This window comes from Streptomyces sp. NPDC059832 (genome assembly GCF_042731715.1).
In the GTDB taxonomy this organism is placed as follows: domain Bacteria; phylum Actinomycetota; class Actinomycetes; order Streptomycetales; family Streptomycetaceae; genus Streptomyces.
Window position 1 is genome coordinate 67,288 of the sequence record NZ_JBHWIY010000025.1, and the last position, 13,369, is coordinate 80,656.

The window sequence follows — 13,369 nt, forward strand, 5'->3', positions numbered from 1 at the left end:
GACGAGTCTGGTGTATCGTCCCGAAAGGGGCGCTGCGCCGTGGAAGGGAAGGCGCCGGGGAGGACGCGACACGCGAGGGGGCGACGGGCGATGTACGGCCGATGGGCGCATGATCCGACACCACCGGACAGCCGACGGGGACCGGCGGGACGCCGGGTGCGAGCGCACCCGACGACACCGGGGGCGCCCCGGTGAGCGCGCCGGCCGACGCGCTCGGGGCGCTCCTCTCCCGGAGGACGGCCGTGGGCGGCACGTCCGCGCTGGTCTGGCAGATCCTTCTCGGCATCGTCTGGGCCGGTTATGCCGCAGGGGCGGCCTTCGGCTGGGGTTCGCCGCAACTGGCCCTTGTCATGGGGGATTTCGGTCTCAGTGCGGCGGCGCTGATCGCCGCCGTCTCCTGCTACCGCTACGCGCGGGCCGGCAGCAGCCGGTTCCGGCCCGCCTGGCTGCTGTTCTCGCTCTCCTCGTTCATGGCCTCCGCGGGCAACGGGGTCTGGGGCTGGTACGAGGTCGTGCTCGGGCTCCCGGTGCCCACCCCCTCCCTGGCCGATGTCTTCTTCCTCTGCTTCGCACCGCCCGCCATCGTCGGGCTGCTGGTCCTCGCCAAGCGCCCCGTCACCAGGGCCGGCTGGCTCTGCCTCGCGCTGGACTCCTGGCTGATCGGCGGATCGCTCCTCACGCTCTCCTGGAGCCTCGCCCTCGCCCACACCGCGCATCTGGTGGACGCCGAGGGCGTGAGCGTGGCCCGCGCGGCGCTCGCGCTGGCCTATCCGCTGCTCGACATCGTGCTGGTCTCCATGGTGCTGGCCCTGCACTTCCGGCGGTCCAACGTCAACCGCTCCGCGGTGAACACCGCCGTCGCCGCGCTCGCCCTGACGGTCCTGTCCGACGCCCTGTTCACCTCACCGCTGCTGCGCCAGACCTACCACTCCGGTCAGATGCTGGACGCGGGCTGGTTCGCCGGCTCGCTGCTCCTCGCCTACGCCCCCTGGGGCGCGAACAGGGCCGCGGACAACGCTTTCCCGCCGTGCGGCGCGCCTCCCACCAGCCGCCCCATCGCGGGATCGCTGGCCGCGCTGACGCCCTATCTCGCCGCCGCCGTCTGCACCCTCGGCATTCTCTACAACGCCATCGAGGGCCGCCGGGTGGACCGCGTCGTGATCTTCACCGGCTGCACGGTGGTGCTCGCCCTGGTCGTCCGGCAGGGCATCATGCTCGTCGACAACATCGCCCTCACCCAGGAGCTGGCGCAGAAGGAGAACCACTTCCGCTCCCTGGTGCAGGGCTCCAGCGACGTGATCATGATCGCCGCCCCCACCGGTGTGCTGCGCTACGTCAGCCCCGCCGCGGCCGGGGTCTACGGGCGCGAGGCCGACGACCTGGTAGGCGCCGAGCTCGCCTCGATCATCCATCCCGAGGACCTGGGGCGGGTGGTCCACGAGGTGCGCCGGTTTCTCGCCGCCCCACCGAGCGAGGAGCCCACCACCCGGATCGAGTGCCGCTTCAGATCCGGTACGGGGGACTGGCTCAATGTCGAATCCACGGTCAACCGTCATCAGGGCGGGCTGATCCTCAACAGCCGCGATGTGACCGAACGGGTCCGGCTGCAGGCCCAGTTGCAGCACAACGCCGAGCACGACCCGCTCACCGACCTGCCCAACCGGGCCCTGTTCACCAAACGGGTCCGCCAGGCCCTCGGTGGCCGCCGCTCCGGTGACTCCGGCACCGCCGTGCTCTTCATCGACCTCGACGGCTTCAAGGCGGTCAACGACCGCCTCGGCCATCAGGCGGGCGACGAGCTCCTTGTCCAGGCCGCCCGCCGCCTCCACGAATCCGTCCGGGCGGGTGACACCGCGGCCCGCCTCGGCGGCGACGAATTCGCGACGATCATCCTCGGCGACGGCACCCGCGACCAGCCCGCCCGGGAGTGCCAGGTCCACGAGATCGCCGACCGGCTGCGCCTCACCCTCTCCCAGCCGTACCGGATCGGCGGCGGCGATGTCCGGGTCGCCGCGTCCATCGGGGTCGCCTTCGCCGAGCCCGGCATCACCCCCAGCGACCTCATGCGCAACGCAGACCTCGCCATGTATCGCGCCAAGGCGGGCGGCAAGGACCGCGTCGAGCTGTACGCCCCGCAGATGCAGGCCGATGTGGTGCGCCGCTCCGAGCTGGCGACCCGGCTGCGCACCGCCCTGCGCGACGGCGAGTTCGCCCTGCTCCACCAGCCCGTCGTACATCTCGCCAGCGGCACGGTCGCCGCCGTCGCCGCCCAGGCCCGCTGGCGCTCCGCCCAGGGCATCCTGTTCACCCCGGCCGAGTTCCTCCGCGTCGCCGAGGACAGCGACCGCACCGCCGAGCTGGGCCGCTGGCTCCTCGAAGAGGCCGTCGAGCAGGCCGCCGACCGGGCCAGGGCCGGACACCCGGTCTCCGTCGCCGTGCGCCTCTCCGCCCGCCGGCTCCTCGACAAGGGGATGCCGTTCGGCTCCGTCGAGGCGCTGCTGACCCGGCACAGCCTGCCCTCCGGGGCGCTGATGATCGAGGTCTCCGACAGCGACCCCCGGATCTCCTTCGACGAACTGGAGCAGCGTCTCGTGGCCCTGCGCCGCATCGGTGTCCGCATCGCGCTCGACGGCTTCGGCAGCGGCTACGCCGCGATCAACGCCCTGCGCCGGCTCCCCATCGACGTACTCAAGCTGGACCGCGGTCTGGTCGAGGGTGTGGTGGAGTCCGCCCGGCTGCACAAGATCACCAGCGGCCTCCTGCGGATCGCCTGCGACCTCGGCATGCAGTCCGTGGCCGACGGCGTCGACGTACCGGAGCAGGTCCTCGCACTGCGCGCCATGGGCTGTACGCACGGCCAGGGAATGGCCTTCTCCGGGCCGCTCGACGAGTACCGGCTGCGCCGCGCCCTGGACCGCGGCGAGTTCCCGGTGCCCGGCAGCGCCATGGCTCAGCCGGTCCTGACCGGTGGCTCGATCCCCCTCCTCAGCGGCTCACATGTTGAGACGCCCATCCCACCCACTTGACACGTCGAGTGCGTCGGAGAGAGGGTCATTGCCATGCGCACCCGAATTCTCGTACTTGGAAAGCGCGTCGGCTGAAGCGGAGTCCTCCCAGGCACTCTGCAGACCACACCGACGCGCTCCCCTCGCTTGCCTCGCGGCACGAGGGGTTTTTTGTTGCACCGGCACCACGCAAAATGTTGCAAAACACCCGCAGAAACCCTCAGCTTCGAGAAGAGAATGCCGATGACCGAGCAGGCCACCGGGGCCCACCATCCCCAGCCGCGGGCCCGTAACGGCGGATCGAACGCCGCCACCGTTGAGCACGTCACGGGTGCGCAGTCCCTCATCCGCTCCCTTGAGGAGGTGGGGGCCGACACGGTATTCGGCATTCCCGGCGGCGCCATCCTTCCGGCGTACGACCCGATGATGGACTCCACCCGGGTCCGCCACGTGCTGGTCCGCCACGAGCAGGGCGCCGGGCACGCGGCCACCGGCTACGCGCAGGCCACCGGCAAGGTCGGCGTGTGCATGGCAACTTCGGGCCCCGGCGCCACCAACCTGGTCACCCCGATCGCCGACGCCCACATGGACTCCGTCCCGCTGGTCGCGATCACCGGCCAGGTCGCCTCCAAGGCGATCGGTACGGACGCCTTCCAGGAAGCCGACATCTGCGGCATCACCATGCCGGTCACCAAGCACAACTTCCTGGTCACCAAGGCCGAGGACATCCCGCACACGATCGCCGAGGCCTTCCACATCGCCTCCACCGGCCGTCCGGGACCGGTCCTCGTCGACATCGCCAAGGACGCCCTCCAGGCGCAGACCACGTTCAGCTGGCCGCCGACCCTGGACCTGCCCGGCTACCGCCCGGTCACCAAGCCGCACGCCAAGCAGATCCGCGAAGCCGCCAGGCTGATCACCCAGGCCAAGCGGCCGGTGCTGTACGTCGGCGGCGGTGTCATCAAGGCGGGGGCCACCGCCGAGCTGAAGGTCCTCGCAGAGCTCACCGGAGCGCCCGTCACCACCACACTGATGGCGCTCGGCGCATTCCCCGACAGCCACCCGCTGCACGTCGGAATGCCGGGCATGCACGGTGCGGTCACCGCCGTCACCGCGCTGCAGAAGGCCGACCTGATCGTCGCCCTCGGAGCCCGCTTCGACGACCGCGTCACCGGCAAGCTGGACAGCTTCGCCCCGTACGCCAAGATCGTGCACGCCGACATCGACCCCGCCGAGATCGGCAAGAACCGCGCCGCCGACGTCCCGATCGTCGGGGACGCCCGCGAGGTCCTGGCCGACCTGGTCCAGGCCGTCCAGGCCGAGCACACCGAGGGCCACGTCGGCGACTACGCCGCCTGGTGGAAGGACCTCAACCGCTGGCGCGACACCTACCCGCTCGGCTACGACCTGCCCGAGGACGGCAGCCTCTCGCCGCAGCAGGTCATCCAGCGCATCGGACAGCTCGCCCCCGAGGGCACGATCTTCGCGGCGGGCGTCGGCCAGCACCAGATGTGGGCCTCGCACTTCATCCAGTACGAGCAGCCCGCCACCTGGCTGAACTCCGGCGGTGCCGGAACGATGGGGTACGCGGTCCCGGCCGCGATGGGCGCCAAGGCCGGCATGCCGGACCGTACCGTCTGGGCGGTCGACGGCGACGGCTGCTTCCAGATGACCAACCAGGAACTCACCACCTGCGCGCTCAACAACATCCCGATCAAGGTCGCGATCATCAACAACGGCGCGCTCGGGATGGTCCGCCAGTGGCAGACCCTGTTCTACAACCAGCGGTACTCCAACACCGTGCTGCACTCCGGCGCGGACACCGAGGGAGTCCCGGCGAAGGGCACCCGCGTCCCGGACTTCGTCAAGCTGTCCGAGGCCATGGGCTGCTACGCGATCCGCTGCGAGGACCCGGCCGACCTGGACAAGGTCATCGAAGAGGCCAACTCCATCAACGACCGGCCCGTCGTGGTGGACTTCATCGTCCACGAGGACGCCATGGTGTGGCCGATGGTCGCCGCAGGCACCTCCAACGACGAGGTCATGGCCGCCCGCGGGGTCCGTCCCGACTTCGGCGACAACGAAGACGACTGAGAGACAGAGAGAGACCGACTCATGTCCACCAAGCACACGCTCTCCGTCCTGGTCGAGAACAAGCCCGGTGTCCTCGCCCGGATCACCGCCCTGTTCTCCCGCCGCGGCTTCAACATCGACTCGCTCGCGGTCGGTACCACCGAACACCCCGACATCTCCCGCATCACCATCGTGGTGAGTGTCGAGGACCTGCCCCTGGAGCAGGTGACCAAGCAGCTCAACAAGCTGGTCAACGTCCTGAAGATCGTCGAACTCGAGCACTCCGCTGCGATCCAGCGCGAACTCGTCCTGGTGAAGGTCCGCGCCGACAACGAGACCCGCTCCCAGATCGTCGAGATCGTCAAGCTGTTCCGCGCCAAGACCGTGGACGTCTCCCCGGAGGCCGTCACGATCGAGGCGACCGGCGGCGCCGACAAGCTGGAGGCCATGCTCAAGATGCTGGAGCAGTACGGCATCAAGGAGCTCGTCCAGTCCGGCACCATCGCCATAGGGCGCGGCGCGCGCTCGATCACCGACCGGTCGTTGCGCGCCCTCGACCGTACGGCGTAGTAACCGCCGCCTCGCCGCTCGTATGGCGAGACCCGAAAACGTAATTGACGCACCCCGCCGTACGGTGGGACGCAACACCTGCACACCAAGGAGAGACCCAGTGGCCGAGCTGTTCTACGACGACGATGCCGACCTGTCCATCATCCAGGGCCGCAAGGTCGCGGTCATCGGTTACGGCAGCCAGGGCCACGCCCACGCGCTGTCGCTGCGTGACTCGGGTGTCGACGTCCGGGTCGGTCTGCACGAGGGCTCGAAGTCCAGGGCGAAGGCCGAGGAGCAGGGCCTGCGCGTGGTGACCCCGGCCGAGGCGGCCGCCGAGGCCGACGTCATCATGATCCTGGTCCCGGACCCGATCCAGGCCCAGGTCTACGAGGAGTCCATCAAGGACAACCTCAAGGCCGGCGACGCGCTGTTCTTCGGCCACGGCCTGAACATCCGCTTCGACTTCATCAAGCCGCCGGCCGATGTGGATGTCTGTATGGTCGCGCCGAAGGGCCCGGGTCACCTGGTCCGTCGTCAGTACGAGGAGGGCCGTGGTGTTCCGTGCATCGTGGCCGTCGAGCAGGACCCCTCGGGCAACGGCCTGGCGCTGGCCCTGTCGTACGCGAAGGCGATCGGCGGCACGCGCGCCGGCGTCATCAGGACGACGTTCACCGAGGAGACCGAGACCGACCTGTTCGGTGAGCAGGCCGTGCTGTGCGGTGGCACCGCGGCTCTGGTCAAGGCCGGTTTCGAGACGCTGACCGAGGCGGGTTACCAGCCGGAGATCGCGTACTTCGAGTGCCTGCACGAGCTGAAGCTCATCGTGGACCTGATGTACGAGGGCGGTCTGGAGAAGATGCGCTGGTCCATCTCGGAGACCGCCGAGTGGGGCGACTACGTCACCGGCCCGCGGATCATCACCGACGCCACCAAGGCCGAGATGAAGAAGGTCCTCGCGGAGATCCAGGACGGCACCTTCGCCAAGAACTGGATGGCCGAGTACCACAACGGTCTGCCCAAGTACAACGAGTACAAGAAGGCCGACAGCGACCACCTCCTGGAGACCACCGGCCGCGAGCTGCGCAAGCTCATGAGCTGGGTCAACGACGAGGACGCGTAACACCGACGCCCCGGGGGCGGGTCCACGGATCCGTCCCCGGGGCGTTTCCCCGCTTCACCGCTGGAAGAGGCGGCGTCGTACGTGTGTACAAGTCGTCCACCCCCGTGTGGGTGATCCTTCCAACGGGGCGCAGTATGCGTCCTGGCGCATGACTACACTTCTCCACACATACACGCGTCAGGCCCACAGTGTCGTGCGTCTTCCACGCGGCAAGCCCCTCCACCGCCTGCGGCCGTCGGGACGGCCGTCCGCACTGGACCTGTGAGGACTCACGTGAGCTCGAAACCTGTCGTACTCATCGCTGAAGAGCTGTCGCCCGCCACGGTGGACGCGCTGGGCCCGGATTTCGACATCCGGCACTGCAACGGCGCGGACCGCGCCGAGCTCCTCCCCGCGATCACCGAGGTCGACGCCATCCTGGTGCGCTCCGCCACCAAGGTCGACGCCGAGGCCATCGCCGCCGCGAAGAAGCTGAAGGTCGTCGCCCGCGCGGGCGTCGGTCTGGACAATGTCGACGTCTCCGCCGCCACCAAGGCCGGCGTGATGGTGGTCAACGCGCCGACCTCCAACATCGTCACCGCCGCCGAGCTGGCCTGCGGTCTGCTGGTCGCCACCGCGCGCAACATCCCGCAGGCCAACACCGCCCTCAAGAACGGCGAGTGGAAGCGCTCCAAGTACACCGGCGTCGAGCTCAGCGAGAAGACCCTCGGTGTCGTCGGCCTCGGCCGCATCGGCGTCCTGGTCGCGCAGCGCATGTCCGCCTTCGGCATGAAGATCGTCGCGTACGACCCCTACGTGCAGCCCGCGCGTGCCGCGCAGATGGGCGTCAAGCTCCTCACGCTGGACGAGCTGCTGGAGGTCGCCGACTTCATCACCGTGCACCTGCCCAAGACCCCCGAGACGCTCGGCCTGATCGGCGACGAGGCGCTGCACAAGGTGAAGCCCTCGGTCCGCATCGTCAACGCCGCGCGCGGCGGCATCGTCGACGAGGCGGCGCTCGCCTCCGCCCTCAAGGAGGGCCGCGTCGCCGGCGCCGGCCTCGACGTGTACGCGAAGGAGCCCTGCACGGACTCCCCGCTCTTCGAGTTCGACCAGGTCGTCTGCACCCCGCATCTCGGCGCCTCCACCGACGAGGCCCAGGAGAAGGCGGGCATCGCGGTCGCCAAGTCCGTGCGTCTGGCCCTCGCCGGTGAGCTCGTGCCGGACGCGGTGAACGTCCAGGGCGGCGTGATCGCCGAGGACGTGCGCCCCGGGCTGCCGCTCGCCGAGAAGCTCGGCCGGATCTTCACCGCGCTCGCGGGCGAGGTCGCGGTCCGCCTGGATGTCGAGGTGTACGGCGAGATCACCCAGCACGACGTCAAGGTGCTCGAACTCTCCGCGCTCAAGGGCGTCTTCGAGGATGTCGTCGACGAGACGGTGTCCTACGTCAACGCCCCGCTCTTCGCGCAGGAGCGCGGTGTCGAGGTCCGCCTCACCACCAGCTCCGAGTCGCCGGACCACCGCAATGTGGTCACCGTCCGCGGCACGCTCTCGGGCGGTGAGGAGGTCTCGGTCTCCGGCACGCTGGCCGGGCCCAAGCACCTCCAGAAGATCGTCGCCGTCGGCGAGTACGACGTGGACCTGGCGCTGGCCGACCACATGGTGGTGCTGCGTTACGACGACCGTCCCGGTGTCGTCGGCACGGTCGGCCGGATCCTCGGTGAGGCCGGTCTGAACATCGCGGGCATGCAGGTCTCGCGGACGGGCGCGGGCGGCGAGGCGCTGGTCGTGCTCACCGTCGACGACGACGTCCCGGCCTCGGTGCTCGCCGATATCTCCTCGGAGATCGGTGCCGCCTCGGCCCGCACGGTGAACCTGACCGACTGACGGTCGCGGCGTTTCCACGTACCCGGCATCTAGACGCGCGTCTTACACGGGCGTCTGCATGCCGGGTACGCTGCTGTCATGGGACACCGTGAGGATCTGCTCGAAGGCGCCAAGCGCTGCCTGCTGGAGAAGGGGTACGCCCGGACGACGGCACGCGACATCGTGGCCGCCTCCGGTACGAACCTCGCCTCCATCGGCTACCACTACGGCTCCAAGGAGGCCCTGCTCAACCTCGCCTTCCTCAAGGTGACGGAGGAGTGGGGCGACGTGCTCACCGAGAAGCCGGACGAGGGCGCGGACGCCGGCGAAGAGTCCCGGTCGCCGCTCGACCAGTTCCGTGACACCTGGCAGCGGGTGATCGACAGTTACCCGGAGACCCGGTCCGTCTGGCAGCTCCAGATGGAGGTCGTCTCCCGGATCGACAAGGACCCGGAGCTGCGGAAGGCCCTGATGGGCCCGCAGCGCGAAGGGCGCGACGGGCTCGCCGAGAACATGCTCGGCATCGACCCGGAGAAGGACCCGGAGAAGGCGCGGGTGGCCGGGCTGTTCTGTCAGGCGCTGCTCGCGGGCGTGATGGTCCAGTGGATGATGGACAGTGAATCCGCCCCGTCCGCACAGGATTTGACGGACGGTCTGAAAGTGATGCTGGAGGGCCGGGCGGACAGGCCCCAGGGCCTTCCGTTCGGATCAGGCCGGACCCCGCGAGCCCGGCATGATCCAAACACGCCCTAGCCCCCGAGCCGCGCGCCTTTGAGTGCCATGTGCAGCAGCAGCCGGTCCTCGCCGTCACTCAGATCGAGGCCGGTGAGCTGCTGGATCCGGGAGAGCCGGTAGTAGAGCGTCTGGCGGTGGACGCCGAGTGCGGCGGCCGTCCGGGACGCCTGGCCCGCGCAGTCGAGGAACACCTCGGCGGTGCGGGCCAGATCCTTGTGCGGCGGGGTGAGCAGGGTACGGACCGCAGGGTCGGCGGAGGCCTCCGCGGGGAGCGCGGTCAGCAGCCGGTACGGCCCGATCGCCGACCACTCCACGACCGGGCCGAACCGTGACTCGGCCGTCGCCGCGCGGGCGGCGGCCACCGCCTCGCGCCAGGCCGCGGCCAGGTCCGCCAGTCCCCGGCGGGGCACCGCGACCCCGGCGGTGGTGCCCCGGCCCGCGGCGGCACGCAGCCGGTCCGCGGCCAGGAGCGCCGGGTCGAGCACATCGGCGGAGCGCAGCCGGACCAGCGCGGCCAGGGAGGGAAGCCCCCCGGTCACGGGGACCGGGGCGAGCGCCGCCGTCGACGGCACCGTACGGACCGACGGCGGATCGTCCGGCCACGGGGTCACGCAGACCAGCGTGTGCAGCCCCTTCGCGTCCGGCCCCAGCGCCTCGTCCAGCGCGGCCACCGCCATGTCGTGCTGCCAGCCCCGCCCGGCGGTCAGGACCGCGCCGAACTCCCGGGACAGGTCGGTGCCCGCCCGCGCCTCCTCGGAGAGCAGCGCCCCGATCCGGGCCGCCACCTCCATCGCCGCCTTCAGCTGTTCGCCGGTCGGCCCGGGGTCCGCGTCGAGCAGCCAGACGTAACCCAGCACGGCCCCCCGATGGCGTACCGGCAGACAGATCCGGCCCCGGAAGACGCCGGCCTCCGGGGCCGCCGGGATGCGGACCGGGCCGGTGGCGCGGGTGATGCCGAAGCCCTCGAACCAGGCACGGACGGCGGGTGTGGAGCGGCGGGTCAGGATCGAGCGGGTGCGGACCGGGTCCATCGTGGTGTCGTCGTCGCTGTCATGGGCGCCGAAGGCGACCAGGCCGAAGTCCCGGTTCTCCAGCGTCGCGGGGGCGCCGAGCAGCCCGGAGATCTCGTCGACCAGCTCCTGGTAATCGCCCTTCACCCGGCCATTCTCGCACCCCTTCAGACATATGTCTGAGAACCGGGGAACGGATGCGTGACAGCTGTCGATGGCACAGGATCGGAGAGATCCTTAGATTTCACGGTGGTTCTCCGTGCTGTACCGGTCTGTTCCCCGATTTCCGGTATGGCCTTCGTTCGTACTTTCCGTGGAGGTGCCCCGTGCTGGGTCCCGTGATTCTCGCCGCGTCCCGCAGCGACAAGATGCGCCGTTTCATCTCGGCCGCACCTGGCACCAAGCAGGTCGTCGACCGGTTCATCGCCGGTGAGACCGTCGACCAGGTCGTCCCGATCATCGAGGACGCCGCCGACAAGGGCCTCGAAGTCACCCTCGACGTGGTGGGCGAGGACATCACCACCCCCGAGCAGGCCTCCGACGCCCGCGACGCCTACCTCGAACTGATCGGCCGCCTCAAGGACCTGGGCCTGGGCACCAAGGCCGAGATGTCCGTCAAGCTCTCCATGTTCGGCCAAGCGCTGGACGGCGGCCACGAGCTGGCGCTCGCCAATGTCCGTCCGGTCGTCGAGGCCGCCGCCGAGATCGGCACCACGGTCACGCTGGACGCCGAGGACCACACCACCCTCGACTCGATGTTCGCCATCCACGAGGAGCTGCGGAAGGACTACCCGCAGACCGGCTGTGTGATCCAGGCCTACCTGTTCCGCACCGAGGACGACGCCCGCCGCCTGGCCGCCGCCGGCAGCCGCGTCCGCATCGTGAAGGGCGCCTACAAGGAGCCCGCCTCCGTCGCGTACCAGGACAAGGCCGAGATCGACAAGGCGTACGTCCGCATCCTGCGGATCCTCATGGAGGGCGCGGGCTACCCGATGATCGGGTCCCACGACCCCCGCCTGATCGCCATCGCCCAGGAGCTGGGCCGCAAGGCCGGGCGCAAGCTGGACGAGTACGAGTTCCAGATGCTCTACGGCATCCGCAGCGACGAGCACCTCCGGCTCGCGGCCGAGGGCCACCGGATGCGCGTCTACACGGCGTACGGAACCGACTGGTACGGCTACTTCATGCGCCGCCTCGCGGAGAAGCCGGCGAACCTGCTGTTCTTCGGCCGCTCCATCCTCACCAAGGGCTGAGCCCCCCTCCACCTCTCTACCCAAGGAGCAACGGAACCCATGGACGCTGTGACCCAGGTCCCCGCGCCGGTCAACGAGCCGGTCCACTCCTACGCCCCGGGCTCCCCGGAGCGTGCCCGCCTGGAGGTGAAGCTCAAGGAGCTCGCCGAGAACCCGATCGACCTTCCGATGACCATCGGTGGCGAGAAGCGGATGGGCGGCGGCGAGCGCTTCGACGTCGTGCAGCCGCACAACCACAAGGCCGTCATCGGTACGTTCGCGGGCGCCACGCAGAAGGACGCGCAGGACGCGATCGACGCCGCGCTCGCCGCCGCCCCGGCCTGGCGCGCGATGGCCTTCGACGACCGCGCCGCGATCATCCTGCGCGCCGCCGAGCTGCTGTCCGGCCCGTGGCGCGAGACGCTGGCCGCGTCCACGATGCTCGGCCAGTCCAAGACCGCGCAGCAGGCCGAGATCGACACCCCCTGCGAGCTCGTCGACTTCTGGCGCTTCAACGTGCACTACGCGCGCCAGATCCTCGCCGAGCAGCCCCCGGCCAACTCGCCGGGCGTGTGGAACCGCATGGACCACCGCCCGCTGGAGGGCTTCGTCTACGCGATCACGCCGTTCAACTTCACGGCCATCGCGGGCAACCTGCCCACCGCCCCCGCCCTCATGGGCAACGTCGTGGTGTGGAAGCCGTCCCCGACGCAGACCCACGCCGCCGTGCTGCTGATGCAGCTCCTGGAAGAGGCCGGTCTGCCCAAGGGCGTCATCAACCTGGTGACCGGTGACGGCATCGCCGTCTCCGAGGTGGCCCTGAACCACCGCGACCTGGCCGGCATCCACTTCACCGGCTCGACCCCCACCTTCCAGCACCTGTGGAAGACGGTCGGCAACAACATCGCCAACTACCGCACCTACCCGCGGCTCGTCGGCGAGACCGGTGGCAAGGACTTCGTCGTCGCCCACCCGTCGGCCGACCACGCCGTCCTGAAGACCGCGCTGACCCGTGGCTCCTTCGAGTTCCAGGGCCAGAAGTGCTCGGCCTCCTCCCGTGCCTACGTCCCGGCCTCCATCTGGAACTCCGGTTTCAAGGAGAAGTTCGCCGCCGAGGTCGACGCCATCAGCATGGGTGACGTCACCGACCTGTCGAACTTCATCGGCGCCGTCATCGACGACCGCTCGTTCGCCAAGAACAAGGCCGCGATCGACCGTGCCGCGTCCGACCCGAGCTGCACGATCGTCGCGGGCGGCACGTACGACGACTCGGTGGGCTACTTCGTCCGCCCGACCGTCATCGAGTGCAGCGACCCGGCCAACGAGGTCTTCACGACCGAGTACTTCGGCCCGATCCTCGCCGTGCACGTCTACGAGGACGACAAGTACGACGAGATGCTGGAGCAGATGGAGTCGGTCTCCGACTACGCGCTGACCGGCTCCGTCATCGCGAACGACCGCGCCGCGGCCGCGTACACGATGGAGAAGCTGCGGTACGCCGCGGGCAACTTCTACATCAACGACAAGTCGACCGGTGCCGTCGTCGGCCAGCAGCCCTTCGGTGGCGGCCGTGCCTCGGGTACGAACGACAAGGCGGGCGCCCCGCAGAACCTGCAGCGCTGGACCCTGACCCGGGCCATCAAGGAGACGCTGGTTCCGCCGACCGACTACACCTACCCCCACCAGGGCTGACACCCCTCGGGGCGCCCCACCCCGGCGCCCCGCCACGAATTCCGCCTCCCGCCCGGTTCCCCTGCCGGCCGGGAGGCGGTTTCCATTCCGGGGCCGGTCCCGCGC

The 13,369-nt window shown here is 69.8% G+C and carries 9 protein-coding genes; 8 read left to right on the plus strand and 1 reads right to left on the minus strand.

Annotated elements, in window-relative coordinates:
- The first annotated feature begins 191 nt into the window (after nt 1–191).
- The 6 genes from ACFV8T_RS32695 (at nt 192) to ACFV8T_RS32720 (ending at nt 9,348) form a co-directional block, all read left to right on the plus strand.
- A complete protein-coding gene (locus tag ACFV8T_RS32695; protein WP_385334662.1) occupies nt 192–3,026 on the plus strand; it encodes a putative bifunctional diguanylate cyclase/phosphodiesterase in 2,835 nt (944 codons plus the stop codon).
- A 216-nt stretch (nt 3,027–3,242) separates the two neighbouring features.
- Complete coding sequence (locus tag ACFV8T_RS32700; RefSeq protein ID WP_385334664.1) at nt 3,243–5,099, plus strand: acetolactate synthase large subunit; 1,857 nt, start codon at nt 3,243–3,245, stop codon at nt 5,097–5,099.
- 21 nt (nt 5,100–5,120) lie between these two features.
- Nucleotides 5,121–5,648 (plus strand): acetolactate synthase small subunit, encoded by a 528-nt coding sequence (gene ilvN, locus ACFV8T_RS32705; RefSeq protein ID WP_361494352.1) that lies wholly within the window; start codon nt 5,121–5,123, stop codon nt 5,646–5,648.
- 100 nt (nt 5,649–5,748) lie between these two features.
- Nucleotides 5,749–6,750: a ketol-acid reductoisomerase gene (gene ilvC, locus ACFV8T_RS32710; RefSeq protein ID WP_385334667.1), complete on the plus strand. Its 1,002-nt coding sequence runs from the start codon at nt 5,749–5,751 to the stop codon at nt 6,748–6,750.
- 273 nt (nt 6,751–7,023) lie between these two features.
- Complete coding sequence (gene serA / locus ACFV8T_RS32715) at nt 7,024–8,616, plus strand: phosphoglycerate dehydrogenase (protein WP_385334669.1); 1,593 nt, start codon at nt 7,024–7,026, stop codon at nt 8,614–8,616.
- 78 nt (nt 8,617–8,694) lie between these two features.
- Nucleotides 8,695–9,348 (plus strand): TetR/AcrR family transcriptional regulator, encoded by a 654-nt coding sequence (locus tag ACFV8T_RS32720; RefSeq protein ID WP_385334670.1) that lies wholly within the window; start codon nt 8,695–8,697, stop codon nt 9,346–9,348.
- On the opposite strand, the gene ACFV8T_RS32725 is transcribed toward ACFV8T_RS32720, so the two are convergent.
- Nucleotides 9,345–10,487, minus strand: a complete 1,143-nt coding sequence (locus ACFV8T_RS32725) for a PucR family transcriptional regulator (RefSeq protein ID WP_385334672.1) — start codon at nt 10,485–10,487, stop codon at nt 9,345–9,347. The two genes, ACFV8T_RS32720 and ACFV8T_RS32725, sit on opposite strands and share 4 nt — an antisense overlap.
- A gap of 179 nt (nt 10,488–10,666) precedes the next feature.
- Here ACFV8T_RS32725 and ACFV8T_RS32730 point away from each other — a divergent pair, with 179 nt between their 5' ends.
- Nucleotides 10,667–11,593: a proline dehydrogenase family protein gene (locus ACFV8T_RS32730; RefSeq protein ID WP_385334673.1), complete on the plus strand. Its 927-nt coding sequence runs from the start codon at nt 10,667–10,669 to the stop codon at nt 11,591–11,593.
- Nucleotides 11,594–11,632: 39 nt separating this feature from the next.
- The gene (pruA, locus tag ACFV8T_RS32735; RefSeq protein ID WP_385334675.1) at nt 11,633–13,264 is read left to right on the plus strand and encodes an L-glutamate gamma-semialdehyde dehydrogenase; all 1,632 of its coding nucleotides are present in this window, start codon (nt 11,633–11,635) and stop codon (nt 13,262–13,264) included.
- Nucleotides 13,265–13,369 lie beyond the last annotated feature (105 nt).